Genomic DNA, 24,140 nt, shown 5'->3' with positions numbered 1-24,140 from the left:
ATGTTCGTTGAACGCTGCGCGTTACTCGCCGCGAACGCGCTGCGCCAGCCCTTTGAGGAAGTAGCGCAGCATCTGATCGCCGCACGGGCGGTAGTTCTTGGTACCCTCTTTGCGGAACAGCGCACTCAGCTCCGGCTTGGAGATGCGGAAGTCCACCGCGGTGAAGATCTGGTGCATGTCGGTGTCTTTCAGCTCGAACGCCACGCGCAGCTTTTTCAGCACCAGGTTATTGGTGATCGGCAGCTCAACCGCCGGCGCCGGGAACTTGTCGTCCTTACCGCGCTTGAAGAACACCAGGCCGTTGAGGAAGTGCGCCATCACTTCGTCCGGGCACTTTTCGTAGCCCGGCTCGCCTTCTTTGATCACGTAAGCGTCCATCGCCGACACCGCCACCTCGAAATCGTCCAGTTTGATAATCTCGACCATTTTGGCGTTGTTAATGCTCAGCATATAGCGCACGCTGCGCAGCACGTCGTTGTTCATCATGGGATTGCATTGCCTTTACTTGTCTAACGGGGACGTGCGCATTGTAAAAAATGCCCCATACCCAAAATAATTGGAGTTGCATCGCGGCGGCAAATTTGTAAGCCCCCGGAGCATAGTTAACTATGTGACCGGGGCGCGCAAATGCAGCCAACAAAGAGGCAGCTCCAAGTATGACGGGTATGGCCGCACACCTTGAATGTGCGGCAGTATAGGGATCGGCAAGGGGTTTCTCAATCGATTTGGCTTTTTTGCTGATACAGCGGGATGTCTTCGCCGATGATGTACTTGTTGCGCAGCAGCGACGAGACCTTGTCCATGATCATCACCACCACCACCAGGATCAGGGTGATGAACATCACCACGTCCCAGTTCCACAGCCGCATATTCTCCGCATACACCAGGCCGATGCCGCCGGCGCCGACGAAGCCCAGCACCGCCGCTGAGCGGGTGTTGGACTCGATCTGGTACAGGCTGAGCGCCAGGAAGGTGGGGAACGACTGGGTGAAGATGCCGTAGCGGTGCTTCTGCAACCCGTTGGCGCCCACCGCCGTCAGGCCGCGGCTGGGGGACTTGTCCACCGCCTCATGGCCTTCGGCGTACAGTTTGCCCAGCAGCCCGACGTCCTGCATCACGATAGCCAACACCCCGGCCAGCGGCCCCATGCCGACGGCGCGCACGAAGATCAGCCCCCAGATCGCCATGTCGATGCCGCGCAGCACGTCCAGCAAGCGGCGCACCAGCACGGAGATCGGCCGCAGCAGCGGCGTCGACATCACGTTGCGCGCGGCGAAGAACGACAGCGGCAGCGCGATCAGCGACGCGGTGATGGTGCCGGCGAACACAATGGCGATGGTGATGCCGATCTGCTGGAAGTAGTACATGAACGGCCAGTTGGCGAAGTCGTGCCAGACGAACATGCGCAGGAAATAACGCCCCAGCTGCTGGCAGCCGTTGATAAACTGCGGCCAGCTAATGCCGAAGACCAGGAAGAAGAACACATAGTACAGCACGATCGCCAGCGCGATCAGGCCGACGGTGCGCAGGTAGCGCCCCTGCTGCGCGAAGATCGCCGGATGCTGCTGTTTCAACTGGCGCAGCGTTTCCGCCGATGCCGGAGTGCCCGCTATCATTTTGCCCCCTCCACCACACGCTTGCGCAGCTCGCCCGACACGTAGTCGAGCACGGAAACCACCACGATGATCAGCAGCAGCGTCATGCTGACCTGATCGTAACGGTCGAGTTTAATGTTGGTCATCAGCTCCTGGCCGATGCCGCCCGCGCCCACCAGCCCCAAAATGGTCGACTGACGAAAGTTGATCTCCAGCCGCATGAAGCTGTAGGAGAGAAACACCGGCTTCACCTGCGGCCACAGGCCAAAGCGCATGCGCTGCAGCGGCGTGGCGCCGCAGGCCGCCAGCCCGCGCACCGGCTTGTTGGAGGCGGTTTCGATCGATTCGTAGAACAGCTTGGTCAGGCTGCCGATGGTGTGCAGCGCCAGCGCCAGGAAGCCGGGAATGGCGCCGATGCCGAACGCCATCACGAACATCACCGCCCACGCCAGCTCCGGCATGGTGCGCAAGAACGCCACCAGCGTGCGGATTGCCAGCCGCACCGAGCCCGGGGTATAGGTATTGCCGGCCGCCAGAAACGCCAGCACGGTCGCCACCAGCACCGAAAAAATGGTCGCCGCCAGCGCTAGCTGCAGGGTCTCCCAGATCAGCGGCAGCTGGATGTTCAGGCGGTAACCCCAATAGGCCAGCGAACCTTCGGTGCGCCCATCGGCGAACAGCAGGTGCCAGTGCAGCGTCGGCACGGTTTCGGCCAGGTAGTCGAAGAAGTGCGGAATAGACACCCAGACGGTGTGCAGGTTGAACTCGGCGAGGTTGCCGGCGCCCAGGTACAGCACCACCAGCCCGAGCGACCACAGCAGCGCTTCGCGTTTTTGCTTGCTGCGGATCCGTTGGTAATAGTGTGCGAAATCGGTATTCAAAGCAGGTCTTCCATCTTGATGGAACAAGGGGTTCAGCACGCTGAACCCCTTCATTCGGACGGCCGAGGCAGCCGGGAATTAACGGTCGCCTTTGGTCAGCTCGCGCTTCATATCGATGATGGTCTGGTATTCCGCCAGGGTAGTGTCGCCGATGTGCTGTTTGCCGCCCATCGCTTTGATAAAGCACTGGTGATCGTCTTTATCCAGCTTCTTGATGGCGGTGACCACTTTGGCTTTGAAGTCGGCCGGCAGCGAGTTGCTCACCAGGATCGGGCCGTTCGGGATCAGCGGCGACTGCCAGATGATGCGGATCTGTTTCATCAGGTCCGGGTGATCCATGCGGATCATGCGGGTGAACGCGCCGCTGGTGTAGCCGGTGTTGTAGTCGCCGATCATCGACGCCCAGGTCACCGCGCCTTCGAACTGGCCGTTCAGCACGCCAAGGATATCCTGCTCGTGGCCGCCGGAGAAGGTGACGCTGGAGAAGGTGTTGTTGTATTTGTTGTCGACCGTGCCGCCGAACAGCTTTTTAAACGCCTGATTCGGGATCAGGAAGCCGGAGGTGGAATCCGGATCGGCGAAGCCGATGGCCTTGCCCTTCAGATCTTCCAGTTTCTGGTACGGGCTGCCGGCCTTCACCACCACCACCGAGTGGTAGCCGCGCGACTGGTCGACGTCGTCGACCGCGATGCCGACGATGTCCACCGCTTTCGGATCCTTGATGTAGACCGAAGCGAACGATGACGGCGACATGCTCAGCACCAGGTCAATCTTGCCGCCCAGCAGGCCCTGGATCACGCCGGAATAGTCGGACGAGTTGCGCAGCTTGGTATCGACATTCAGTTCCTTGTCCAGGAACTGCTTCACGCACTGGTTATCGCCGATCTGCTGGGTGGCGTTCTGGCCGCCGAGAATGCCCAGGTTCAGCTCTTTCGGCGCATCCGCTGCGGCAGCATTAAATACCATCATCGCGCCGGCCATCAGGGTGGTCAGACTCAATACTTTTTTCATTAGGTGTGCCTTGTGTGTAAAGGTAAAGGGTAAAGGTCAAAAGTGCTTCAATGGATCTGATTGGCTTCTTCGCCATACAGCTGGTGCAGGATCCGTTCGTTCAGTTGCGAAGGATGCCCGTCAAACACGATCTTCCCGTGGGCGATACCGATCACCCGCGAGCAATACTCTTTCACCAGTTCGACCGAGTGCAGGTTCACCATCACCGCGATGCCGTCTTCGCTGATTTTCTGCAGCGCGTCCATGATGCGGCGGGTGTTTTTCGGATCGAGCGACGCGACCGGCTCATCGGCCAGCAGGATTTGCGGGTTTTGCATCAGCGCGCGGCAGATGGCGACGCGCTGCATCTGGCCGCCGGAGAGGTGCTCGGCGCGCTGCAGCGCGTGCGGCAGCATGTTGAGCCACTGCAACAGCTCGATGGCGCGAGCGCGGTCGGCGTCATCGAACAGTTTGAAGAAGGATTTCAGGGTGGAGGTATGGCTCAGGCGCCCCAGCAGCACGTTGGTCATCACGTCCAGCCGCGGCACCAGGCAGAAGTCCTGGAAGATCATGCCGCAGCGCGCGCGCCATTGGCGCATCTGGCGGCCGGCAAGCTGGGCGATATCCTGCGCCACGCCATCGTCTTCGAAGTGCAGCATCTCGCCGCAGCTGGAAGGAATGGTGCCGTTGAGGGTATGCAGCAGCGTGGACTTGCCTGCGCCGGAGCGGCCGATCACCGCCACGAACTCGCCGGCGTGCAGATCGAAATTGATGTCATCCAGCACGCGCTGCTGCGCTTTATAGGCCTTGCCGAGTCCCTTTACCGATAATACTTTGCGGGATGCGGCGGCGTGCTGCCCTGGAAAGTCGTGCTGTGCCAATTTTAACAGTGCCTGAGCCATATGATTTCTCTGGTTTCAGTGGCTAATCATTATGGGCACCTATTAACGGATAAGTTTATGACAGTGGGATGATCGTTTTATGGCCGGGGCGTGACGCGTGCCGCCCCGGCGTGCGCATCATTCCAGGCTAAAGAAGTCCAGCCCCAGCGCCATCTTGACCTGCTGCAGCGTCTGCTGGCTGACCTGATGCGCGCGGCGGGTGCCGTGCTGCAGGATACGCGTTAGCTCGCCTTTATCGGCAATGAATTCGGCGCGGCGGGTGCGGATCGGCTCGAGCAGGCTCTGCAGGCAATCCTCCAGCAGCCGTTTGATTTTCACGTCCCCCAACCCGCCGCGCCGATAGTGCGCCTTCAGCTCCGCCACCAGTGCGGCGTCTTCGCAGAAGGCGTCCAGATAGGTGAACACCATGTTGCCCTCCACCCGGCCGGGATCGCTGACGTTGAGATGGCCAGGATCGGTGAACATGCTCATCACCGCCTTGTGAACCTCGTCGGCGCCGGCGCCAAGCGGGATGGCGTTGCCGCGCGATTTCGACATCTTGCCCTGCCCGTCCAGCCCCGGCAGACGCCCGACGTTGCTCAACAGCGGCTGACACTCCGTTAATATCGGTTGGCCAACGATGTGGTTGAAGCGCCGCACGATCTCGTTGGTTTGCTCCAGCATCGGCAGCTGATCCTCGCCGACCGGCACGTGGGTGGCGCCGAAGGCGGTGATGTCCGCCGCCTGGCTGACCGGATAGATCAGAAAACCGGCCGGCAGGCTGCGGGCGAAATCCTTCTCGGCGATTTCGTTTTTCACCGTCGGGTTGCGTTCCAGCCGCGCCACGCTGACCAGATTGAGGTAGTACATCGTCAGCTCGGCCAACGCCGGCAGCGCCGACTGCAGGCAGATCGTGGTCTTGTGCGGATCGATGCCGACCGCCATATAGTCGGCCACGACGTTGAGCACGTTGGCGCTGATTTTTTGCGGGTTGTTGCCGTTGTCGGTCAGGCCCTGCAGATCCGCCACCATCACCGTTTGGTTATGCTGGTGCTGCAGTTCGACGCGTTGGCGCAGCGAGCCGACAAAGTGACCTAAATGCAGTGGGCCGGTAGCGCGATCGCCGGTAAGAATGGTGTAGCTCATGACAGTGCTCCTGAAGGTCTGTAGACCGCCGGATCAACGCCACAAAAGATAATGCCGCCAAACCGGCGGCATTAAAAAGAGATGTGAATACTCGTGCCGCCTCAGAAGAGGCGCCACCATGACTGATTGTGGGTGGAGTGCATCGATATATTCATGCCATCAAGGTATACCCGCAGCGGCAATGCGTCAATAGCCCGCCGCCGGCGCGTAAGAAGGCGTTACACTCCGGCATTTGCGTTCCTGGCCCGGCGCGCTAGGGTAAAACCTTCAACCTGAAAAAGGAGCGCATGATGAAGATCGGATTTGCCGGACTGGGTGGGATGGGCAGCGCCATGGCAACTAACCTGGTGCAGGCGGGCTTCGCGTTGACGGTATGGAACCGCTCGCCGCAGGCGGCGCAGCCGCTGGTAAACGCCGGCGCGCGGCAGGCCGAACGGCCGGAGCAGTTGGCCGATGCCGACGTGCTGATCACCATGCTGGCCGACGATGCCGCCACGCAACAGGTGGTGGTGGACAGCGGATTGCTGCAGCGGATGAAACCGGGCGCGCTGCATATCAATATGGCGACCATCTCGGTCGAGCTCGCCAAACGCCTGACGACGCTGCATGCGGAACACGGCATCGGCTATCTCGCCGCACCGGTGCTGGGGCGGATCGACGTGGCCGCCGCCGGCAAGCTGAATATTCTGGCAGCCGGCGATAGCGAACGGCTGAAGCAAGCGCAACCGCTGTTCGATGCCCTCGGCCAGAAAACCTGGCACTTCGGCGCCGACCCGGCGCAGGCCAACGTGGTCAAAATCGCCACCAACTTTACGCTGGCCAGCGCCATTGAAGCGATGGCGGAAGGCAGCGCGCTGGTGCGCAACTACGGCGTTTCCGGCGCCGACTACCTGCAGATGCTGAGCAGCACCGTCTTCGCCGCCCCGGCTTACCAGGGCTATGGTGCGCTGATCGCCGCCGAGAAGTATTCACCCGCCGGATTCCGGCTGGCGCTGGGGCTGAAGGACGTCGGGCTGGCGCTGGCCGCCGGCGCCGACAGCCATACGCCGATGCCGTTCGCCGGAGTGCTGAAGGACAACTTCCTCGACGCGATGGCGCAAGGGGATGCGGATCTGGACTGGGCCGCGCTGGCCAAGGTGGCGGCGCGGCGGGCGGGCCTGAAATAACGAACGGGGGCGCTGGCCCCCGTTTTCCGTTCTCAGAACACGATGTCCGCTGCGGGCACGGCGCGGATCGGCACGCCGAAGCTGTCGATATTCGACAGCGTCTCGTTATGGTGGGTACGGATCAGCAGGCCGTCGGCATAGGATTTGTCGTGGCAGGTGTGGGCATCCGCCGCCAGCGTCACCGGATAGCCGTGCGCCGCGGCGCTGCGCACCGTGGTATCGATGCAAAACGGCGTGGAGTAACCGCAAACCACCAACTGCGATACGCCGTTGGCGATCAGCAACGCGCCAAGCGAAGTGCGCAGGAACGAGTCCGGCGTGGTTTTATCCACCCGATGGTCGCCTGGCGCCACCTTCAGCGCCGCAAGCACTTGCCAGGCGGCGCTGCCGTGCGGCAGTTCGTCGTCCGGCGTATGGTGCTGAATGACGACAACCGGCACGCCCGCCCGGCGGGCGCGCTCGCTCAGCTGATTAATGCGCGTAACGGTGCCCGTGGCATCCGCCGGCGGCGGCGTAAACAATCCTTCCTGCACATCGATAATCAACAACGCGGTGGTCATGGCGGCTCCCGAAGATTAAGCCGCGTCAGCACACCGGCTGGCGCGGGCGGAAAATATGATCGACGCCCTGCTCACGCAACCGGTTCACCAGATCGTGCCCGCCGTTCGGCGTGGCGTGCGCCAGCTGGCGCTCGGCGGTAAACACCGGGCTGGCCCAAAACAGGTTCACCGGATCGCCGTACTGCTGCGGCAGAGCCAGGTGCGCGCTATGCGGGTAGAAGGACGACGATAAAATATAGCCCTCGTAGCCCAGCGGCGCCACGTCCGACTCCAGCGTATGCCCTTCGCCGATCCAGGTCAGCCGCGCCCAAGGCGCGTGCGCGAAACCGGCCAGCGCGCTGGCCATCTGCACCGCGTTGTCTTCGGTCATGTATTGGCTGTCGATGGCGATCGCCATCTCCATGCGGCGATAGCGCGAAGCCTCGTCGTTGAACAGAATCTCCACCCACGGCATCGGCCGAATGCTGACGCCCATGGTGAGGAAGTAATAGATGCCGTCGCGCTCGTGCTGGGTGATGGCCATCGGCGGCCACTTGCCCTGATCGATGGCGTAGTATTTTACCGAAGGGCCGAAATGCGGCTCATAGCGCGCCTGAAAATCGCGCTGCATCTTCGGCCACGGGTTGCCCTCTTCACGCTGCCAGCTGCGCCAAAACTGGCGGGTGCTTTCCGCCTGCGCATATTGCGTGTTGGTCGAGGCCGAGCCGAGCGGATAGGCCAACGGGCTCTCCTTGATGCAGCTGGCCGAATAGCACACCGAATGGTCGATATACAGGCTCCAACCGGGGATCACCGCCAGCAGCTGGCCGTAATACCACAGGGCCGCGCCGTCGTCGCTTTCGCTCCACACCACCATCAGCCCTTCCGGGTTCAGCGGCGCTTCCCCTTCCAGGTTGCGGCAAAATTCCGCCGCCAGCATCGGCGGCTGCCCCTGCTCCAGCGCGGCGCGATCTTCCTGCAGCGGCGCGGCGGCCAGATTGCGCAGCCAGCAGGCGCGCACCTGATAGCGATCGCTGTAGGCTTCGGCGGGATAGATGTAAAAATAGGCTGCCCGGTGATCTTGCTGAACCACCGCGACCAGCGTCTGGTTCTCATTGCTGACTTCAGCAAGTACGTATGACTCGTTCATATCACCTCAATAGGGTCAGGGCGCGGCAGAATCGGCTGCGCGCAAAAAATGGAATGTGGCTTTGCCCCCAAGTGTAAAACGCATTACTGGCCGGATCACCCGTAAAAGTCTCAAAAGCGGCCGTAAACGAAGATAAACAAAGACTAATTATAGCGGCTGTGGCTCATGACGGCCGAGTAATGCGCCTCACCGCGCGCTGATAGGAACCGTTGCGCATCGACGCGCCCAGCACTTTGCCGAGGCCTGCGGCCCCCGTTCGCACCAGCCGCCGCCGCAGTGCGCCCGGATGAAAGCCGAACTGCCGCTGCGCCCAATCGGGCAACAGATCGATGCCTGCCTGCATCACCACCCCGCCGAGCGGGCGCGCCAATGCGCTAGGCGCCGGCGCTTTCAGCAGAATGCGCGCCACCTCTTGCGTGCGTTCATCGCAGACCAGCTGCGGCCGCATCGCCTGCAGGTACTCTTCGACCTCCGCGCAGGACTGAGGAATGGCGGTCGCCCCCAGCGCGGCGGCCACGCGCGCCGCTTCGCGGTAGTATTGATCCTGCAAATCGCGGGAAAGATGCGGGTTACGGTAGCGCAGGTGGCTGGCCAGAAAACGGCTGCTCTCCGCCACGTGCACCCAGGTCAGCAGCGCCGGATCGCTGGCGGCATAAGGCGTGCCGTCGCTGCCGACGCCGGTCACCCGCAGATGGATGGCTTTGACTTTGGCGATCAGCCGCTCTGCCTCGGCGCTCGGGCCGAAGGTGGTGACCGACACGAACTGGCTGGTGCGGCGCAGGCGGCCAATCATATCGTCGCGGAAGTTGGAGTGATCCCATACGCCGGCCAGCGCCAACGGGTGCAGCATTTGCAACAGCAAGGCGCTGACGCCGCCGCACAGCATCGGGGTGAAATCGCGGTGTACCTGCCAGATGACCGACTGCGGGCCGAACAGCCCCGGATCGCCGGGCGGATTCTCAAAATCGACGCCGCCGAGCGCCAACCCGGTCAGGCTGAGCACCTGTTTTTCTATCGCTGCGCGTACCGCTTCCATCCTGCCGCCCTCTTGCTCATTCAGCGGCCAGTGTATCACGCGGCGAGCGCCTCATTGCGCCCTGCGGCGGTTGAAAGCATTAACTTACTGAATTACAGTTGTTATACCGCTTGCAACCAGGCGGGCCTATTCGATCCACTGCAGAGGCGCTTTGCAGGGCGTTAACCCACGTTAATTCGGCACTAACCCCACAAAACCTCTATCTAGTTTCTTTTCCTTCAACTTAGATAGCAGAGAGTTCGATGATTACCATCAGAGCACGCGCGGCGGAAGACAACGCGCAATTGGCAGATATCTGGCTGCGTTCGGTGCGCGCCACTCACCACTTTTTAACCGAAGACAACATCGCACAGCTGTTCCCGCTGGTGCTGAACGACTACCTGCCGGCGGTCAACGTTTGGGTGGCCGAAGAGCGGCCGGGGCATCCCTGCGGCTTTATCGGTCTGAACGGCAACAAGGTGGAGATGCTGTTTATCGACGCCGATCAGCGCGGCAAAGGGGTGGGCAAAGCGCTGCTGACCCACGCGGAAACGCTGCACGATGAGCTGCAGCTGGACGTGAACGAGCAAAATCCGCAGGCCAGCGGCTTCTACCGCCACTACGGTTTTGTCATCACCGGCCGCTCGCCGCTCGACGGCCAGGGCAACCCGTTCCCGCTGCTGCACATGAAGCTGGAAAAACGCTAGCCCTCCACCGGCCGCCCAGCGGCCGGTTTTCTCCCCCCATGGCGCCCGCCGTTTAATATATCAAATCAGAATAAGTAATAGATTTTACATTCTTCCTGTCACTATCAACCCTCGGTAGGATTGCCCGGTATTCACCCGCAACAGAGGTTCCGTCCGCCACTTCCCGCCGGGTCGTGCCCCGCCGAAAAGCCGAACGATCCCTGTCCGGCGCAACGCGCTCCGGACGGAATGCTGTGATGTATCGATAAGGATCCGCTTCGTTATGATCGTTCTTTCGAACGTTTGCAAAACTTTTGACAGCGCACAGGGCCGCGTCGTGGCGGTAGACGACGTCAGTCTGGCGGTGGACGCCGGGCAAATTTACGGCATCATCGGCTACAGCGGCGCGGGCAAAAGCACGCTGATCCGCCTGCTCAACGGCCTGGAAACGCCCACCAGCGGCCGCATTGACGTGGGCGGTTTCGATATTGCCCGCGCCAAAGGCAGCCATCTGCGCCAGGCACGCCTGAAAATCAGCATGGTGTTCCAGCACTTCAACCTGCTGTGGTCGCGCACCGTCAGCCAGAATATCGCTTTTTCCATGCAGATCGCCGGCGTGCCCAAGGCGCAGATTGCGCCGCGCGTGGCGGAACTGATCGCGCTGGTCGGCCTGCAGGGGCGCGAAAACGCCTATCCGTCGCAGCTCAGCGGCGGCCAGAAACAGCGCGTCGGCATCGCCCGCGCGCTGGCCAATAACCCGAGCGTGCTGCTGTGCGACGAAGCCACCTCGGCGCTCGATCCGCAAACCACCGACGCCATTCTCGACCTGCTGCTGGACATCAATCGCCAGCTGAAATTGACCATCGTGCTGATCACCCACGAGATGCACGTGGTGCGCAAAATCTGCCACCGCGTGGCGGTAATGGAAAACGGCCGCATCGTCGAAGAAGGCCCGGTGCTTGACGTGTTCACCCGGCCACAACAGCCGATCACCCGGCAATTCGTCAAACAGGTGTCGCAGTATGCGGACACGGAAGAGAGCTTCAATCCACTGCTCACCGCTCATCTGCCGGGGGCGATTTTCAAGCTGACCTTCGTGGGCGTGCAAACCCATCAGGCGGTGATCTCCGAAGTGATCCGGCGCTACGCCCTGACCGTCAACATTCTGCACGGCAAGATCAGCCACACCCTCAACGGTTCGTTCGGCGAACTGTACATTCACGCCGAAGGCAACGAACAACAAGTCGCCGACATGCTCAGCCTGCTGCACGAAAGAGATATCGCCGTCGAGGTTATCCAACATGATTGAATCCCTGTTCCCCCACCTGCGCCTGGACCAACTGTGGGACGCCACCTGGGAAACGCTGTACATGACCGGCATCGCCGGTTTGGCCACGCTGGTGCTGGGCATCGTGCTCGGCGTGCTGCTGTTTTTAACCTCGAAGGGCCAGTTGCTGCAGAACCGGGCGGTCTACTCGCTGATCTCCGTACTGGTCAACGTCTTCCGCTCCATTCCGTTCATCATTCTGATCGTGCTGCTGATCCCGTTCACCAAGTCGCTGATCGGCACCATTCTCGGTGCGGACGCCGCCCTGCCGGCGCTGATCGTCGGCGCCGCGCCGTTCTACGCCCGGCTGGTGGAGATCGCGCTACGCGAGGTCGACAAAGGGGTGATCGAAGCGGCGCGCTCGATGGGCGCCAAAAACCGCACCCTGATTTTCCGCGTATTGCTGCCGGAGAGCTCGCCGGCGCTGGTTTCCGGCATCACCGTCACCCTGATCGCGCTGGTGAGTTACACCGCGATGGCCGGGGTGATCGGCGCCGGCGGCCTGGGAAATTTGGCCTATCTGGAAGGCTTCCAACGCAACCACAGTGACGTGACGCTGGTGGCGACGCTGACGATTCTGCTGATCGTTTTCGTCATTCAGTTCATTGGCGACACCCTGACAAGAACGCTCGATAAACGTTAATTAACCAAGGAAAACGATGATGAAAAAGCACCTACTGATGTTGGCTTTCGCCTCTGTCGCCACCCTCGCCTCTTACGGCGCCGCCGCGGCGACCAAGCTGGTGGTCGGCGCCTCCAACGTGCCGCACGCCGAGATCCTCGAACAGGCCAAACCGATACTGGCGAAGGAAGGCATCGATCTGCAGATCAAGCGCTTCCAGGATTACATTCTGCCGAACACCGCCTTGGCCAGCCACGACATCGACGCCAACTACTTCCAGCACGTGCCTTACCTGAACTCGGTGCTGAAAGACCACGCCGACGACAAGAGCTACGACTTCGTCAGCGCCGGCGCGATCCATATTGAGCCTATCGGCATCTACTCGAAGAAGTACAAGAGCCTGAAAGATCTGCCGGAAAACGGCAAAATCATCATGCGCGACGCGGTGGCGGAAGAAGGCCGCATTCTGTCAATCTTTGAACAGCAAGGCGTGATCAAGCTGAAGCCAGGGGTGAGCAAGGTGGATGCACGCATCGCCGACGTGGTGGAAAACCCGAAACACCTGAAGTTCCAGGCGAACGTTGAAGGCGCGCTGCTGCCGCAGATGTACAACAACAACGAAGGTGACGCCGTGGTGATCAACGCCAACTACGCCATCGACGCCGGGCTGAATCCGACCAAGGATCCGATCGCGGTCGAAAGCGGCGAAAACAACCCGTACGCCAACATCATCACCGTGCACAAAGCCGACGTGAACAAGCCGGAGATCGTGGCGCTGGTGAAGGTGCTGCACTCCAAGCCGATTCAGGACTTTATCCGCGAGAAATACCAGGGCGCGGTGATCCCGGTCAACCAGTAGTAGGTTATACGGCCCGGTGAAAACCGGGCCTGTTGTTACACCTTATTGCCAATCTGGCTGAGCCGCGGCCACACCAGCATCAGCGCCTCCAGCAACCGCAACAGATCGCTCCGGCTTGCCCCTTCTCGCGCCTGCACCGACATGCCTTCAATGGTGCAAATGACGTATTTCGCCAGCAGCGCAGTATCGGTTTTCGCCAGCAATTCGCCCTGCTGCACCTTGCGATCGAAGCAGACTTTCAGCGCCGCTTCCTGGGCATGATGTTTTTTGCGCAGCATCTGGGCGACGTCGTCGGAAGCGGACGACAGTGCCGCGGAGGCGCACACCATAAAACAGCCTGACGGCGTATCGGGGTCGGTAAACACTTCGACGGAAGAGCGCACGTAGGCCTCGACGATCTCGGCCACCGGCACATCCTGTTCCAACAGCTGGTTGGTGCAGGTGGTGTATTTTTGCAGATAGCGTTCCACCGCCGCGCGGAACATCCCCTCTTTGTTGCCGAATTCCGCATACAGCGTCGGCGCCTTGGCGCCGGTCACTTCCACCAGATCGGCCAGCGAGGTGGCTTCATAACCGTGCCGCCAGAACAGATCGAGCGCGCTTTCCAGCGCCCGGTCGCGATCAAATTGTTTTGGTCTGCCACGGCTTTTCTTGCCGCAGACCGCTTCATTGATGCTCATCGTTCCTCTCCTATCCCGCTCCACGGCAGGCTTAGCACAAATAACTTAACGATCATTATAAAAAAATATTGCGCGCTCGTCGAGAACCGATTAGCATTTAGTTATCGATCGTTAAGATAATTTAACGAAGCAGATTAAAACCCTCTATTGACCGTTATCGGAAAGGAATTAACATCATGAAAAACTTAAAATTAACCTTAGCAGCTCTCACTCTGGCCAGCGTTTCCTTCGGCAGCTTCGCCGCCGATTTAGTCCAGAACCAACCGGCAGACCAGCAGAAAGTGGGCGTTATCACCGTCAGCGGCGCATCCGATCTGACCTCGCTGGAAAACAGCCTGGCCGCCAAAGCCGATCAGGCCGGTGCAAAATCCTTCCGCATCATCGGTGCCGGCGGTAACAACCAGCTGCATGGCACCGCAGAAATCTATCAATAACAAAGTATTAAGCCAACTGATTGCCTGTCCTTTTGCTCACAACGCCAGGGCGTAAAAAAATTAATTAACGAGCATTAAAAAAATACTTGCAATCCGTCAAACCGGCATCTAACATTAAATTATCGATCGTTAATCAATTTAACGACCTTACAAAACAAACATCGTAAAGAACAAAGATAGGAAATAAGACCATGAAAAACCTGAAAATGACCATCGCAGCCATCGCACTGGCTTCCGTCTCCTTCGGCAGCTTCGCCGCCGATCTGGTTAACGCACAACCCGCCGACCTGCAAAAAGCCGGCGTCGTCACCGTCAGCGGTGCGTCCGACCTGAGCAGCCTGGAAAACAAACTGGCGGCCAAAGCCGACGCGGCGGGCGCCAAATCCTTCCAGATCATCGCCACCACCGGTGACAACAAACTGCACGGCACCGCGATCATCTACAATTAATGGCCAGATAGGCAATCGTGCAAAAGGGCGGCTCAGGCCGCCTTTTGTTTGTTTTGACGCCAACGTTCTGTTGTAAGCTGTAGCCACCTTTTCTTGCTGAGCCGAGCAACGCCATGACTCCCCTGCTGTTTCACAAATATCACGGCCTGGGCAACGACTACCTGGTCTGTCACCGTTCGGTCGCCGATCGTCTGAGCCAGGAACAGATCCGCCTGTTGTGCCACCCGCATTACGGCATCGGTTCCGACGGCCTGCTGATCGACAGCGGTGACGCCGTCAATCCCACCCTGCGCATCATCAACCCGGACGGCTCCGAAGCGGAGAAAAGCGGCAACGGCCTGCGTATCTACGCGCGCTATCTGTTTGACAGCGAGCGCGTAGGGCATCAGCCGTTTCTGGTGCACACCGCCGGCGGCGACGTGCGTTGCCAGGTGGCGGAAGACGCGCATCAGATAACCGTGGAGATGGGGCGCGCCAATTTCAGCCCGGCGGCGCTGCCGGCCTTGATCGATCTGCCGGAGGCGCTGAACTATCCGCTGCCCCTGAGGGAGGAGACGTTAAGCGTTTCGCTGGTGTCGATGGGCAACCCGCACTGCGTGGTGCCGGTGGAAAAACTGGATCTGGCGCAGGTGCATCGGCTGGGACCGCAGATTGAGCGCCATCCGCTGTTCCCGAAACGCACCAATGTACAACTGGTGGAAGTGGTCGATCGCCAGACGCTGCGCATCGGCATCTGGGAGCGCGGCGCCGGCTTTACCCTTGCCTCCGGCAGCAGCAGCTGCGCCGCCGCCAGCGTGATGCGCAAGTTGGGACGAGTCGGCGATCGGGTTAGCGTGCGGATGCCGGGCGGCGAACTGCAGATCGCCTTCAGCGGCGATTTTCAGGTCAGCATGCGCGGGCCGGTGCATAAAATCGCCACCCTGACGCTGGACGAAGATTGTTTTGCCGGCGGTGCGGGGCTGTTTACGGGATCCACCCCAGCAGCCGGAACCACAGATAATCCAACGGCACCAGCAGTGCGAAGCTAAGCGCGGCCAACAGCAGGCACAGCTTTAGCCCTTCGCGTGCCGGCACTTTGCCCATCCCCATCGCCACCACGATCGGCGAGGCCTGATACGGCAACAGCGGGGTGGCATAACCGATCACCTGGGTCATCAACACCGTCAGCAGCGGCAGGCCGCTGCCCGCGGACAGCGCCTGCGCCAGCGGGGTAAACAGCGCCGGTACGCCGTTGGCGGTCACCACGAAATTCAACAGCGCGGTGATCCCCACCAGCGAACCGAATGCGGTAAACGGCTTGCCGTGCAGATCCGGCATCATCGCCAGCAGCGCGCCACCCAACCGATCGCCGAGCCCCGAGTGGCTGACCAATGCGGTCAGCCCCAGGATCCCCGCCACGTAAATACAGGTGCGCACGTTAACGCCGGCGGCGAACTGTTCGCCGTTGAGAAAACCGAGGCGCGGCAGCAGGCAGACGCAGGCCGCCGCCAACCCGATCCAGGCGGGGGCGATGCCGTGCCAGCTGTCGGTCATCCACAGCAACACCGTAATGCCCAACAGCGCGATCAGTCGCCACTCGGCGGCACTGAGCGGCGTTTGCCCCGCCTCGGCCACCACCGGTTGCGGCCGCGCCCGGAACAGGCCGCAGATGCACAGTGTCAACAATGCGCCTTTGGCCACCCCGAGCACCGGGGCATGCAACAGCAGATAAGAGAGATAAGCGAAGTGGCTGCCGTAGGCGCTTTCCGCCGCACCGCTCATCACCAGGTTGGGCACGTTGGCCGGCAAAATGCTGGCGGAGAGCTGGAAGGTGCCGAACCCCACCGCCAGCGCCAAACCGATGCGGCCGCGCGAGCCTTCCGCCAGGCCGGCGCGCTCGGCCAACGCCATGACGATCGGCATCAGCAGCGTAATCCGCCCCATGTTCGAGGGCATGACAAACGCCAACGCGTAGCTTATTGCCACCACGCCGCCCACCAGGCGCGGCCAGGAACCGGCCAGATGCGGCAAGAGCCGGTTGGCCAGACGATCCGCCAAGCCGGTGCTGCGGATGGCGCTGCCCAACACGAAACCGCTGAGCACCAGCCAGAATGCGGAGGACGCGAAACCGGAAAAGGTCACCGCGGCGGGCGCCAGCTGCAATACCATCACCGCCGCAAAGAACAGCAGCGCGACCAAATACTCCGGCAAGCGGGCGCTGGCCCATAGCGCGATGACCACCAGCGTGACCAGCGCGGACAGCGCCATCGGATCCCCCAACATAGTTTCCTCCCTGATAAAACGTTGTGATTGTTATCAAACGGTTAACAGGGTGACACAAGGCGCAGGCGTTAACCTTGAAACCGCTCACATATCGTCGTTCTGCAGATTTTTCAGCATGCACACATTGCAGCCGTGGTGGCCGGTATTGCCGCGCCGTTCCGTCAACAGCGTGAAACCCAGCGCGTAATACAGCCCAATCGCCTCTTTCAACTGTTCGGTGGTTTCCAGATAGCAATAGCGATACCCTGCCGCCCGCGCCGCCTTCATCGCCTGCACCACCATATAGCGCGCCATGCCCAGCCCGCGCGCGCCGGGCTTGAAAAATAGCTTCTGCAGCTCGCAATAGCCGGGCTCTTCGCCCGCCAGCGGCGCCATGCCGACGCCCCCCACCACCTGCCCGTCCCGCTCCAGCACCCAGTAGCGGCCACCGTTGTCCCGATACAGGCCGGTCAGCCGATCGAGATCCGGATCGTGCAGGCTGACCCCTTCCATCTTGTCCATGCCATACTCGCGAAACACGTCGCGAATGATCGCCGCCATCGCCGCATCGTCGCGCGCGGCGATCGGCCGCACCCGCAGGTTGGCGTCGCGCTGTTTGCGCGCGCTGCGCAGCGCCGCGGTCATCTTTTTCATCGCCGCAGTGGTACTCGCCAGCTCATCGTCGTCCAACTGCGCCAGCGCCGCCTGCATAAAACCGTCGGCGTCGCTCTCGATGCCGGCCAGCGCCTTACCGCCCTTTTTACTCAGCCGATGCAGGTTGTGCCGCTTGTCATCCGGATGATCCACCGTTTCTATCACGCCGGCGGCCACCAGGCTGCGCAGCGCCCGGCTGGCGCTGGCCTTGTCGATGCAAAGCCGGGCCGCCAGCTCGGTGACGCCCAGCGGCTGCTCGCTGACTTCGATCATCAGATGGATCTGCAGCGGCGAAAAGCGCGAGCCGTTGCTCTGCTTGTTCAACATGCCGAATTCTCTGACCAAACTGCGCGCCAATGCCCTGAAATCCCTGATGTTCACAATTGATATCCCCAATTAGCTACCGATAAAAAATGAGATTTAGTTGATAGTGTTACCTAATTCTCACTACCTTAACGGATCATCAAGCCGCCATGAACCCCGGTATAACAGAGGAGCTGATGCAAAACGTTACATCACCCAAAACAGTAAACTAATTAATTCAAAAAAATTAGAATAAAAATTCATTAATTTAATGTTTATAAAATAATAAACCAGTTAAAAAACATACAATCGTGAAAAAATCTGAGGGTAAAAGAGAAAATCGATATCAATCCATTGTATTACAATAGGTTACAACAATGTTAATAGCGACATTAATGCCGATATCTTGTTGTAATTTGTTACATATTCATGGCAGGATCGCGGCGTTTCTATAACGGCGACAGCGCTCGTTATATCAACGTCGGGCGCGGGTTGCTCCCGCGCTGTTTTATGCTCATGGAGAGATTGCACACCAATGAAAAAATCACTCGCCGTCTGTTCCGTCGCCCTTTCCGTCACTTTGCTGGCAGGCTGCGCGACCGAATCCTCCCGCTCTTTGGAAGTGCCGAAAGTGGCTTCCTACAACACCACTTATCAGGGCCCACGCAGCCCTATCGCCGTCGGTAAATTCGACAACCGCTCCAGCTACATGAATGGCATCTTCTCCGATGGGGTCGATCGGCTGGGCAATCAGTCCAAGACTATCCTGATCACGCATTTGCAGCAGACTGGCCGTTTCAACGTGCTGGATCGCGCCAACATGGAAGAGCTGAAAACTGAAGCCGGCATTAAAGGGAAAGCACAAACGCTGAAAGGCGCCAACTATGTGATTACCGGCGATGTCACCGAATTCGGCCGCAAAGAAGTCGGCGATCATCAGCTGTGGGGCATTTTGGGCCGTGGTAAATCACAGGTCGCTTACGCCAAAGTCAATCTGAACGTGGTGAACGTACAGACCTCAGAAGTCGTCTATTCCTCTCAGGGCGCCGGTGAATACGAACTGTCCAATCGCGAAATTATCGGTTTCGGGGGCACCGCCAGCTACGACTCCACCCTTAACGGCAAGGTACTGGATCTGGCCGTGCGTGAAGCCGTCAATAACCTGGTTACCGGTATCGAAAACGGCGCATGGCGCCCTGCTAACTAACGGACTAGAAGCAGAAAGATGATAACTAAAAAAATGGGCGGGGCGCTGTTTGCAGTGACCCTGCTGGCCGGCTGCGCCGCGCCGAAAACGCTTTACAATTGGGATGGCTACCAAACTTCTCTCTATCAATACTACCAGCAGGAGGGGCAAAGCCCTGAGCAGCAAATCGCTACGCTGAAAGAGATCGTCGAGAAATCCCGCGCCAAGGATAAAGCCGTACCGCCGGGGCTGCATGCGCAACTGGGACTGCTGTACAACAAAACCGGCAACGACGGACAAGCCATGAGTGAATTCAACACGGAAAAAACGCTGTTCCCGGAATCGGCACCGTTTATGAATTTCCTGATGGCCAAGGATAAGGGGAGCTTTAAATGAAGCGTGTACTCACTTTCCTCAGCGTTGCCGCCACCCTGTTGCTGAGCGGCTGTGCCAAGCAAACGCCTTATGACTATGCGGCATTCCATGAGAGCAAGCCGAAGTCGATCCTGGTCTTGCCGCCGGTTAATCAGTCGCCGGATGTCAAAGCTAGCCACAGCGTGCTCGCCAGTGCAACCTTACCGCTGGCCGAGGCCGGTTACTATGTGCTGCCGGTCGCTGTAGTGGAGGAAACCTTCCTGCAAAACGGTCTAACCAACGCCAACGACATCCGCGCCGTCAGTCCGAAAAAACTGCACCAGATTTTCGGCGCCGACACCGTGCTGTACCTGGATGTCACGCAATACGGTACCAGCTACATGGTGATCAGCAGTGAAACTCGCGTTACCGTAGCCGCTCGCCTGGTTGACCTGCGCAACGGCAAACAGCTGTGGGCCGGTACCGCCACCGCATCCAGCAACGAAGGCAACAACAATTCCGGTGGCCTGCTGGGCATGGTGATCAGCGCCGCGATTTCACAAATCGCGGATACCATCAGCGACAAAGGGTTCGACATTGGCGCCATCGCCAACACTCGCCTCCTGTCGGCAACAGGTCAGAACGGCGCCATTCTTTATGGCCCGCGCTCGCCTCATTACGCCAGCCAGCGTTAAGCAGTCTCTCGGGCGGCCTTCTCGGGCCGCCTATGTCAAACTTGTCCCTTTTGCCAAAAGTAGCCCATGCTTTAACTGCTCCTTTCCTTCTGGCTAACCGGGACGCTGGCTCATGACGAAAAAAACCACCCTGCTGCAATTCTTCCACTGGTACTACCCCGACGGCGGCAAACTGTGGCAGGAGGCCGCCGAGCGCGCCCCGCACCTGGCCGAACTGGGCATCACCGATCTGTGGCTGCCCCCCGCCTGCAAGGGCGCTTCCGGCGGCTACTCCGTCGGCTACGACACCTACGATCTGTTCGATCTGGGCGAATTTGACCAGAAAGGCAGCGTGGCCACCAAATACGGCGACAAGGCGGCGCTGGAACATGCCGCCACTACGCTGCGCGAACACGGCGTGGGGGTGATCTACGACGTGGTGTTCAACCACAAGCTCGGCGCGGACGAAAAAGAACGGGTACACGTGTTCAAGGTGGACGCCAACAACCGCAACGACATCAATGACCAGGGCTTCGACGCGCTGGCCTACACCCGCTTCACCTTTCCCGGCCGCCAGGGCGTGCATTCCGAGTTTATCTGGGATTACAAATGCTTCAGCGGCGTCGATTACGTTGAGCAGCCGGACGACAAAGGGGTGTTTAAAATCGCCAACGACTACGGCGACGACGGCTGGAACGATCAGGTCGACGACGAGAAAGGCAACTATGACTATCTGATGGGCGCCGATGTGGAGTTCCGCAATACCGCCGTGACGGAGGAGCTCAAATACTGGGCGCGCTGGCTGCTGGACACGCTGCCGTGCGACGGCTTCCGCCTCGACGCCGCCAAACACATCCCCGCCTGGTTTTTCAAAGAGTGGGCGGATCACGTGCGCGACAGCGCGCAGCGCGATCTGTTTATCGTTGCCGAATACTGGTCGCACGACCTCGGCGCGCTGCAACAATACATCGAGTTGGTGGACGGCAAGGTGATGCTGTTCGACGTAGCGCTGCACCTGAAGTTTCATCAGGCGTCGAAACAGGGCGACGGCTTCGACATGGCGCAGATCTTCACCGATACCCTGACCGCCGCCGATCCGGCCCACGCGGTGACGCTGGTCGCCAACCACGATACCCAGCCGCTGCAATCGCTGGAGGCGCCGGTGGAACCCTGGTTCAAACCGCTGGCCTACGCGCTGATCCTGCTGCGCGAACAGGGCGTGCCCTGCGTGTTTTACCCCGACCTGTATGGCGCCAGCTACCGCGACAAGGGGCGCGACGGCGGCGAGTACCAGATTGACATGCCGGCGATCCCGGAGCTGGAGAAGCTGATCGCCGCCCGCCAGCGTTTCGCCAACGGCCCGCAAACCGACTACTTCGATGACAGCCACTGCGTGGCCTTCAGCCGCGCCGGCACCGCCGAGGCCCCCGGCTGCGTGGTGGTGCTGACCAACGGCGGCGAGAGCGGCAAGACCGTCGCGCTGGGCGCCGATTTGGCGCACACCGCCTGGCGCGATTTCCTCGGCAACCGTCAGGAGGAAATCACCACCGACGACCAGGGCAGCGCCCATTTCCCGGTCAACGCCGGCAGCGTCAGCGTCTGGGTGCCGGCCGCCAGCCTGTGAGGACCCGCCGCCGCGCAATGATGACGCGGCGGCAAAACTAATGTTTGCCTTTCGGGTCTAACTTACGCTATCAACTGCGCAAGCCATTCACACCGGAGCCTAAATAGGGTACAAGGCTGCATGAAAATTCCAAAACGACTCCAGCCGCTGGTTGATGACGGGTTAATCGACGACGTCATCCGCCGGTTGAAAAGCGGCAAAGAAGCCGACGTGTTTATCGTGCGCTGCGGCGATGAGATCCGCTGCGCCAAAGTGTACAAAGAGGCCGAGAAGCGCAACTTCAAGCAGGCCGTTCACTATCAGGAAGGGCGCAAGGTGCGCAACAGCCGCGACGCGCGCGCCATGAGCAAAGGCTCCAAATTCGGCCGCCAGCAGCAGGAAGAAGCCTGGCAAAACACCGAAGTGGACGCGCTGTATCTGCTGGCCAAGGCCGGGGTGCGGGTGCCGCAGCCGGATATCTGCCTGGACGGCGTGCTGCTGATGGAGCTAATTACCGACGAAGAAGGTCTGGTGGCGCCGCGCCTGAGCGATGTCATCCTGACGCCGGAACAGGCGCGGGCCGATCACGCCCTGATGATGAACTACGCGGTGCGCATGCTGTGCGCCGGGCTGGTGCACGGCGATCTGTCGGAATTCAATGTGCTGATGGATAAAGACGGGCCGGTGATCATCGATCTGCCGCAGGTGGTGGACGCCGCCGCCAACAACCACGCCAAAAGCATGTTCGAGCGCGATATCGACAATCTGGCGGAATATTACGGCCAATTTGCGCCGGAGCTGCGCGACAGCCAATATGCCAAAGAGATCTGGGCGCTGTATCAGGAAGGCACGCTGACGCCGGACAGCATCCTCAGCGGCCGGTTCAGCGAAATCCAGAAGCGCGCCGATGTCGGCTCGGTGCTGGAAGAGATCCAGGCCGCCAGCGAGGAACACCAGCGCCGCATCATGGCGCGCAACGCGGAAGAGTAACGCGCCGCGCTATTCGACGCGAAACACGTCCGGCCGCTGCGGCGTCGCGGCCTCGTGATAAATATCCCCCAGATAGCCGGCGATCTCCTCTTCGCGCAGATCGGCCGGCAGCACGATATCGTGGCTGGGGGCATACTTGCGCTCCGGCAGCGTCACGCGGAACAGCCGCCACTCATCCCCGATGCGCTTCACGCCCAGCAGACGGCCGAACACGTTAAAAATCATCATCCGCCATTCCCCCTCTCGTCGCTTTCAGGCTATAACACTGTGATGCCACCGCAGTGAAAAGGAAAGCGTATGAGTGAAAAAACGCCGCAGTTCTGGCGCGATCCGCAGTTGCCGTTCGTCGAAGCCCGCGCCATCGCGGATGGCCGCCAGGCGTGTTACAGCCTGCACAGCCACGAATTCTTTTCCATCGGTGCCATCACCGGCGGCGTCAGCACCTATGTCAACGGCGAGCGGCGCATGCAGGTTAGCGCCGGCGATCTGGTTGTCATCAACCCGCAGCAGGCGCATGCCTGTAATCCGATCGCCGACCGCCGTTGGTCATACATCATGTTCTATCTCGATCTCGCCTGGATCGGCGCGCTGCAGCAGGAGCTGCTCGGGGGCGAAGGCGAGCGTTTTGTTCCCTTCAGCCGGCCGCTCAGCCGCGATCCGGCGCTGTTCCACGGCCTGAATCGGCTTTATGCGCTGCTGACGGATCCGCTGTGCAGCGCGCTGGAAAAACAGATCGCCATGGTGGAGTATTTCAGCGCCCTGCAGCTCGGGCTGGGCAGCGGCCGCCAGCCGGAGACACCGCCGCATGCCCGGCTGGAAGCGGCGGCGGCGTTTATCGACGCGCACTGCACCCGGCCGCTGACGCTGGACGATATTTGCCGCGCCGCCGCGCTCTCGCCCTCTTACCTGATCCGCGCCTTCCGCCAGCGTTACGGCATGACGCCGCACGCTTATCTGGTCAATCGCCGCGTGCAGCACGGCCATCGGCTATTGAAAAGCGGCCTGCCGATCGCCGCGGCCGCCAGCGAAAGCGGCTTTGCCGATCAGGCGCACTTTCAGCGCACCTTCAAACAGCTGCTGGCCGCCACGCCCGGCCAGTATCAAAAACCCTCCGCCAACAGATAGCAGGCGCTGGCCGCCAGCAACGCCGCCATCACGCGGTTGAAACGCTGTACGTTGCGCGCCTGCCTGAGCAGGCCGCGCAGCATCGCACCAACATAGGCCCAGCAGGCCACCGAGGCATAGCAAATCACGAAGTAGAGCCCGGCGAATTGCCACAGCAGCCGGATGTCGCCGTCGCCGACAAAAGCGCCGAGGCTGGCCACCGACGCCAACCATGCCTTGGGATTCAGCCATTGCATCAGCGCGCCGTACCAACAGGAAGGCGCCTGCGCCGCGCCGTTGCCCAGCCTGCCGTCGTCAAACGCCAGCCGGTAGGCCATAAACAGCAGGAAGGCCACGCCGGCCCACTGGATCAAGCGCGTCAACGCCGGCCACAGGATCAGCAGCTGGTGCATGCCCAATCCCAGCAGTAACAGCAACAGGGTAAACCCCAGCGTGGCGCCGAATACGTGACGCTGGGTCGCGCCAAAGCCGAATTGCGCCCCGGCGCTCAATGCGACGATGTTGACCGGGCCGGGGGTGATGGAGGCCGCCAGCGCGAACGCGGCCATGGAAAGGTAGATATTCATGATGGGCACCTGAGAAAATATTCA

The 24,140-nt window shown here is 60.5% G+C and carries 28 protein-coding genes; 14 read left to right on the top strand and 14 right to left on the bottom strand.

Annotation, left to right across the window (positions count from 1 at the left end; translation table 11 throughout):
- Window positions 1-21: 21 nt before the first annotated feature.
- From ACJ8J4_RS11855 to trpS, 6 genes are all read right to left on the bottom strand, one after another.
- Window positions 22-486 carry a DUF1456 family protein gene (locus tag ACJ8J4_RS11855; RefSeq protein ID WP_004939471.1) on the bottom strand — a complete coding sequence of 155 codons (465 nt, stop codon included), beginning with the start codon at window positions 484-486 and terminating at the stop codon, window positions 22-24.
- Between the two features lie 230 nt (window positions 487-716).
- The gene (phnE, locus tag ACJ8J4_RS11850) at window positions 717-1,616 is read right to left on the bottom strand and encodes a phosphonate ABC transporter, permease protein PhnE (protein WP_048322480.1); all 900 of its coding nucleotides are present in this window, start codon (window positions 1,614-1,616) and stop codon (window positions 717-719) included.
- Window positions 1,613-2,476: a phosphonate ABC transporter, permease protein PhnE gene (gene phnE, locus ACJ8J4_RS11845; protein ID WP_043136924.1), complete on the bottom strand. Its 864-nt coding sequence runs from the start codon at window positions 2,474-2,476 to the stop codon at window positions 1,613-1,615. Before phnE (ACJ8J4_RS11845) ends, phnE (ACJ8J4_RS11850) begins: the two co-directional genes overlap by 4 nt.
- Before the next feature lie 78 nt (window positions 2,477-2,554).
- Window positions 2,555-3,487 carry a phosphonate ABC transporter substrate-binding protein gene (gene phnD / locus ACJ8J4_RS11840; protein ID WP_025302014.1) on the bottom strand — a complete coding sequence of 311 codons (933 nt, stop codon included), beginning with the start codon at window positions 3,485-3,487 and terminating at the stop codon, window positions 2,555-2,557.
- A 47-nt stretch (window positions 3,488-3,534) separates the two neighbouring features.
- Window positions 3,535-4,368, bottom strand: coding sequence for a phosphonate ABC transporter ATP-binding protein (gene phnC, locus ACJ8J4_RS11835; protein ID WP_019454697.1), 834 nt, complete (start codon window positions 4,366-4,368; stop codon window positions 3,535-3,537).
- Window positions 4,369-4,485: 117 nt separating this feature from the next.
- Window positions 4,486-5,493: a tryptophan--tRNA ligase gene (trpS, locus tag ACJ8J4_RS11830; RefSeq protein WP_197835266.1), complete on the bottom strand. Its 1,008-nt coding sequence runs from the start codon at window positions 5,491-5,493 to the stop codon at window positions 4,486-4,488.
- Between the two features lie 290 nt (window positions 5,494-5,783).
- Here trpS and ACJ8J4_RS11825 point away from each other — a divergent pair, with 290 nt between their 5' ends.
- Window positions 5,784-6,659 (top strand): NAD(P)-dependent oxidoreductase, encoded by an 876-nt coding sequence (locus tag ACJ8J4_RS11825; protein WP_025302011.1) that lies wholly within the window; start codon window positions 5,784-5,786, stop codon window positions 6,657-6,659.
- Between the two features lie 32 nt (window positions 6,660-6,691).
- Here the strand turns inward: ACJ8J4_RS11825 and ACJ8J4_RS11820 are convergent, their stop codons facing one another.
- The 3 genes from ACJ8J4_RS11820 to ACJ8J4_RS11810 form a co-directional block, all read right to left on the bottom strand.
- Window positions 6,692-7,219: a cysteine hydrolase family protein gene (locus tag ACJ8J4_RS11820; protein WP_049295228.1), complete on the bottom strand. Its 528-nt coding sequence runs from the start codon at window positions 7,217-7,219 to the stop codon at window positions 6,692-6,694.
- A gap of 25 nt (window positions 7,220-7,244) precedes the next feature.
- Window positions 7,245-8,348, bottom strand: a complete 1,104-nt coding sequence (locus ACJ8J4_RS11815) for a suppressor of fused domain protein (RefSeq protein ID WP_060432666.1) — start codon at window positions 8,346-8,348, stop codon at window positions 7,245-7,247.
- Between the two features lie 163 nt (window positions 8,349-8,511).
- Window positions 8,512-9,384, bottom strand: a complete 873-nt coding sequence (locus ACJ8J4_RS11810; protein WP_197758607.1) for an oxygenase MpaB family protein — start codon at window positions 9,382-9,384, stop codon at window positions 8,512-8,514.
- A gap of 242 nt (window positions 9,385-9,626) precedes the next feature.
- Between ACJ8J4_RS11810 and ACJ8J4_RS11805 the strand changes: the two genes are divergently transcribed.
- The 4 genes from ACJ8J4_RS11805 to ACJ8J4_RS11790 all read left to right on the top strand — a co-directional run bounded on the left by ACJ8J4_RS11805 (window position 9,627) and on the right by ACJ8J4_RS11790 (window position 12,857).
- Entirely contained in the window at window positions 9,627-10,070 is a 444-nt protein-coding gene (locus ACJ8J4_RS11805) for an acetyltransferase (RefSeq protein WP_016928596.1), read from the top strand.
- A 262-nt stretch (window positions 10,071-10,332) separates the two neighbouring features.
- On the top strand, window positions 10,333-11,358 hold the full coding sequence (locus ACJ8J4_RS11800) for a methionine ABC transporter ATP-binding protein (RefSeq protein ID WP_025302007.1): 1,026 nt from the start codon (window positions 10,333-10,335) through the stop codon (window positions 11,356-11,358).
- Window positions 11,351-12,019, top strand: a complete 669-nt coding sequence (locus tag ACJ8J4_RS11795) for a methionine ABC transporter permease (protein ID WP_004939505.1) — start codon at window positions 11,351-11,353, stop codon at window positions 12,017-12,019. The genes ACJ8J4_RS11800 and ACJ8J4_RS11795 overlap by 8 nt, the downstream gene beginning before the upstream one ends.
- Before the next feature lie 19 nt (window positions 12,020-12,038).
- Window positions 12,039-12,857: a MetQ/NlpA family ABC transporter substrate-binding protein gene (locus ACJ8J4_RS11790; RefSeq protein ID WP_049208930.1), complete on the top strand. Its 819-nt coding sequence runs from the start codon at window positions 12,039-12,041 to the stop codon at window positions 12,855-12,857.
- A gap of 35 nt (window positions 12,858-12,892) precedes the next feature.
- Here the strand turns inward: ACJ8J4_RS11790 and ACJ8J4_RS11785 are convergent, their stop codons facing one another.
- A complete protein-coding gene (locus ACJ8J4_RS11785) occupies window positions 12,893-13,537 on the bottom strand; it encodes a TetR/AcrR family transcriptional regulator (RefSeq protein ID WP_025302005.1) in 645 nt (214 codons plus the stop codon).
- A 176-nt stretch (window positions 13,538-13,713) separates the two neighbouring features.
- On the opposite strand from ACJ8J4_RS11785, the gene bhsA (ACJ8J4_RS11780) reads away from it, so the two are divergent.
- The 3 genes from bhsA (ACJ8J4_RS11780) (at window position 13,714) to dapF (ending at window position 15,448) form a co-directional block, all read left to right on the top strand.
- Window positions 13,714-13,971 carry a multiple stress resistance protein BhsA gene (gene bhsA / locus ACJ8J4_RS11780; RefSeq protein ID WP_016928600.1) on the top strand — a complete coding sequence of 86 codons (258 nt, stop codon included), beginning with the start codon at window positions 13,714-13,716 and terminating at the stop codon, window positions 13,969-13,971.
- A gap of 191 nt (window positions 13,972-14,162) precedes the next feature.
- Complete coding sequence (bhsA, locus tag ACJ8J4_RS11775) at window positions 14,163-14,420, top strand: multiple stress resistance protein BhsA (protein ID WP_016928601.1); 258 nt, start codon at window positions 14,163-14,165, stop codon at window positions 14,418-14,420.
- A gap of 113 nt (window positions 14,421-14,533) precedes the next feature.
- Complete coding sequence (gene dapF, locus ACJ8J4_RS11770) at window positions 14,534-15,448, top strand: diaminopimelate epimerase (protein WP_099816740.1); 915 nt, start codon at window positions 14,534-14,536, stop codon at window positions 15,446-15,448.
- Here the strand turns inward: dapF and ACJ8J4_RS11765 are convergent.
- A complete protein-coding gene (locus tag ACJ8J4_RS11765) occupies window positions 15,384-16,682 on the bottom strand; it encodes an SLC13 family permease (RefSeq protein WP_043136891.1) in 1,299 nt (432 codons plus the stop codon). The genes dapF and ACJ8J4_RS11765 overlap by 65 nt on opposite strands.
- A gap of 84 nt (window positions 16,683-16,766) precedes the next feature.
- Complete coding sequence (locus tag ACJ8J4_RS11760; protein ID WP_151429155.1) at window positions 16,767-17,672, bottom strand: bifunctional helix-turn-helix transcriptional regulator/GNAT family N-acetyltransferase; 906 nt, start codon at window positions 17,670-17,672, stop codon at window positions 16,767-16,769.
- 481 nt (window positions 17,673-18,153) lie between these two features.
- Between ACJ8J4_RS11760 and ACJ8J4_RS11755 the strand changes: the two genes are divergently transcribed.
- From ACJ8J4_RS11755 to ACJ8J4_RS11735, 5 genes are all read left to right on the top strand, one after another.
- Window positions 18,154-18,825 carry a CsgG/HfaB family protein gene (locus ACJ8J4_RS11755; RefSeq protein WP_016928605.1) on the top strand — a complete coding sequence of 224 codons (672 nt, stop codon included), beginning with the start codon at window positions 18,154-18,156 and terminating at the stop codon, window positions 18,823-18,825.
- An 18-nt stretch (window positions 18,826-18,843) separates the two neighbouring features.
- On the top strand, window positions 18,844-19,200 hold the full coding sequence (locus tag ACJ8J4_RS11750; RefSeq protein ID WP_089180665.1) for a DUF4810 domain-containing protein: 357 nt from the start codon (window positions 18,844-18,846) through the stop codon (window positions 19,198-19,200).
- Window positions 19,197-19,853 carry a DUF799 domain-containing protein gene (locus tag ACJ8J4_RS11745; protein ID WP_089180664.1) on the top strand — a complete coding sequence of 219 codons (657 nt, stop codon included), beginning with the start codon at window positions 19,197-19,199 and terminating at the stop codon, window positions 19,851-19,853. The genes ACJ8J4_RS11750 and ACJ8J4_RS11745 overlap by 4 nt, the downstream gene beginning before the upstream one ends.
- Window positions 19,854-19,965: 112 nt before the next feature.
- The gene (amyA, locus tag ACJ8J4_RS11740; RefSeq protein ID WP_260515388.1) at window positions 19,966-21,456 is read left to right on the top strand and encodes an alpha-amylase; all 1,491 of its coding nucleotides are present in this window, start codon (window positions 19,966-19,968) and stop codon (window positions 21,454-21,456) included.
- 120 nt (window positions 21,457-21,576) lie between these two features.
- Complete coding sequence (locus ACJ8J4_RS11735; protein ID WP_264383877.1) at window positions 21,577-22,425, top strand: PA4780 family RIO1-like protein kinase; 849 nt, start codon at window positions 21,577-21,579, stop codon at window positions 22,423-22,425.
- Between the two features lie 9 nt (window positions 22,426-22,434).
- Here the strand turns inward: ACJ8J4_RS11735 and ACJ8J4_RS11730 are convergent, their stop codons facing one another.
- Window positions 22,435-22,653: a DUF7661 family protein gene (locus ACJ8J4_RS11730; protein WP_025301999.1), complete on the bottom strand. Its 219-nt coding sequence runs from the start codon at window positions 22,651-22,653 to the stop codon at window positions 22,435-22,437.
- A gap of 69 nt (window positions 22,654-22,722) precedes the next feature.
- On the opposite strand from ACJ8J4_RS11730, the gene ACJ8J4_RS11725 reads away from it, so the two are divergent.
- The gene (locus tag ACJ8J4_RS11725) at window positions 22,723-23,550 is read left to right on the top strand and encodes an AraC family transcriptional regulator (protein ID WP_148123225.1); all 828 of its coding nucleotides are present in this window, start codon (window positions 22,723-22,725) and stop codon (window positions 23,548-23,550) included.
- On the opposite strand, the gene ACJ8J4_RS11720 is transcribed toward ACJ8J4_RS11725, so the two are convergent.
- The gene (locus ACJ8J4_RS11720) at window positions 23,526-24,116 is read right to left on the bottom strand and encodes a LysE family translocator (RefSeq protein ID WP_043136876.1); all 591 of its coding nucleotides are present in this window, start codon (window positions 24,114-24,116) and stop codon (window positions 23,526-23,528) included. The genes ACJ8J4_RS11725 and ACJ8J4_RS11720 overlap by 25 nt on opposite strands.
- Between the last annotated feature and the right edge of the window lie 24 nt (window positions 24,117-24,140).

The sequence above is a fragment of the Serratia sp. CY47280 genome (assembly GCF_052168655.1).
Classification (GTDB): domain Bacteria; phylum Pseudomonadota; class Gammaproteobacteria; order Enterobacterales; family Enterobacteriaceae; genus Serratia; species Serratia bockelmannii.
The sequence above is the reverse complement of the archived record's forward strand: the minus strand, read 5'-3'. Positions and strand labels throughout refer to the sequence as shown.

What these genes read in the sequence shown, in the direction of transcription:
- ACJ8J4_RS11855 (WP_004939471.1), bottom strand. Translation starts at nt 486, where the DNA reads ATGATGAACAACGACGTGCTGCGCAGCGTGCGCTATATGCTGAGCATT.
- phnE (WP_048322480.1), bottom strand. Translation starts at nt 1,616, where the DNA reads ATGATAGCGGGCACTCCGGCATCGGCGGAAACGCTGCGCCAGTTGAAA.
- phnD (WP_025302014.1), bottom strand. Translation starts at nt 3,487, where the DNA reads ATGAAAAAAGTATTGAGTCTGACCACCCTGATGGCCGGCGCGATGATG.
- phnC (WP_019454697.1), bottom strand. Translation starts at nt 4,368, where the DNA reads ATGGCTCAGGCACTGTTAAAATTGGCACAGCACGACTTTCCAGGGCAG.
- trpS (WP_197835266.1), bottom strand. Translation starts at nt 5,493, where the DNA reads ATGAGCTACACCATTCTTACCGGCGATCGCGCTACCGGCCCACTGCAT.
- ACJ8J4_RS11825 (WP_025302011.1), top strand. Translation starts at nt 5,784, where the DNA reads ATGAAGATCGGATTTGCCGGACTGGGTGGGATGGGCAGCGCCATGGCA.
- ACJ8J4_RS11820 (WP_049295228.1), bottom strand. Translation starts at nt 7,219, where the DNA reads ATGACCACCGCGTTGTTGATTATCGATGTGCAGGAAGGATTGTTTACG.
- ACJ8J4_RS11815 (WP_060432666.1), bottom strand. Translation starts at nt 8,348, where the DNA reads ATGAACGAGTCATACGTACTTGCTGAAGTCAGCAATGAGAACCAGACG.
- ACJ8J4_RS11810 (WP_197758607.1), bottom strand. Translation starts at nt 9,384, where the DNA reads ATGGAAGCGGTACGCGCAGCGATAGAAAAACAGGTGCTCAGCCTGACC.
- ACJ8J4_RS11805 (WP_016928596.1), top strand. Translation starts at nt 9,627, where the DNA reads ATGATTACCATCAGAGCACGCGCGGCGGAAGACAACGCGCAATTGGCA.
- ACJ8J4_RS11800 (WP_025302007.1), top strand. Translation starts at nt 10,333, where the DNA reads ATGATCGTTCTTTCGAACGTTTGCAAAACTTTTGACAGCGCACAGGGC.
- ACJ8J4_RS11795 (WP_004939505.1), top strand. Translation starts at nt 11,351, where the DNA reads ATGATTGAATCCCTGTTCCCCCACCTGCGCCTGGACCAACTGTGGGAC.
- ACJ8J4_RS11790 (WP_049208930.1), top strand. Translation starts at nt 12,039, where the DNA reads ATGAAAAAGCACCTACTGATGTTGGCTTTCGCCTCTGTCGCCACCCTC.
- ACJ8J4_RS11785 (WP_025302005.1), bottom strand. Translation starts at nt 13,537, where the DNA reads ATGAGCATCAATGAAGCGGTCTGCGGCAAGAAAAGCCGTGGCAGACCA.
- bhsA (WP_016928600.1), top strand. Translation starts at nt 13,714, where the DNA reads ATGAAAAACTTAAAATTAACCTTAGCAGCTCTCACTCTGGCCAGCGTT.
- bhsA (WP_016928601.1), top strand. Translation starts at nt 14,163, where the DNA reads ATGAAAAACCTGAAAATGACCATCGCAGCCATCGCACTGGCTTCCGTC.
- dapF (WP_099816740.1), top strand. Translation starts at nt 14,534, where the DNA reads ATGACTCCCCTGCTGTTTCACAAATATCACGGCCTGGGCAACGACTAC.
- ACJ8J4_RS11765 (WP_043136891.1), bottom strand. Translation starts at nt 16,682, where the DNA reads ATGTTGGGGGATCCGATGGCGCTGTCCGCGCTGGTCACGCTGGTGGTC.
- ACJ8J4_RS11755 (WP_016928605.1), top strand. Translation starts at nt 18,154, where the DNA reads ATGAAAAAATCACTCGCCGTCTGTTCCGTCGCCCTTTCCGTCACTTTG.
- ACJ8J4_RS11750 (WP_089180665.1), top strand. Translation starts at nt 18,844, where the DNA reads ATGATAACTAAAAAAATGGGCGGGGCGCTGTTTGCAGTGACCCTGCTG.
- ACJ8J4_RS11745 (WP_089180664.1), top strand. Translation starts at nt 19,197, where the DNA reads ATGAAGCGTGTACTCACTTTCCTCAGCGTTGCCGCCACCCTGTTGCTG.
- amyA (WP_260515388.1), top strand. Translation starts at nt 19,966, where the DNA reads ATGACGAAAAAAACCACCCTGCTGCAATTCTTCCACTGGTACTACCCC.
- ACJ8J4_RS11735 (WP_264383877.1), top strand. Translation starts at nt 21,577, where the DNA reads ATGAAAATTCCAAAACGACTCCAGCCGCTGGTTGATGACGGGTTAATC.
- ACJ8J4_RS11730 (WP_025301999.1), bottom strand. Translation starts at nt 22,653, where the DNA reads ATGATGATTTTTAACGTGTTCGGCCGTCTGCTGGGCGTGAAGCGCATC.
- ACJ8J4_RS11725 (WP_148123225.1), top strand. Translation starts at nt 22,723, where the DNA reads ATGAGTGAAAAAACGCCGCAGTTCTGGCGCGATCCGCAGTTGCCGTTC.
- ACJ8J4_RS11720 (WP_043136876.1), bottom strand. Translation starts at nt 24,116, where the DNA reads ATGAATATCTACCTTTCCATGGCCGCGTTCGCGCTGGCGGCCTCCATC.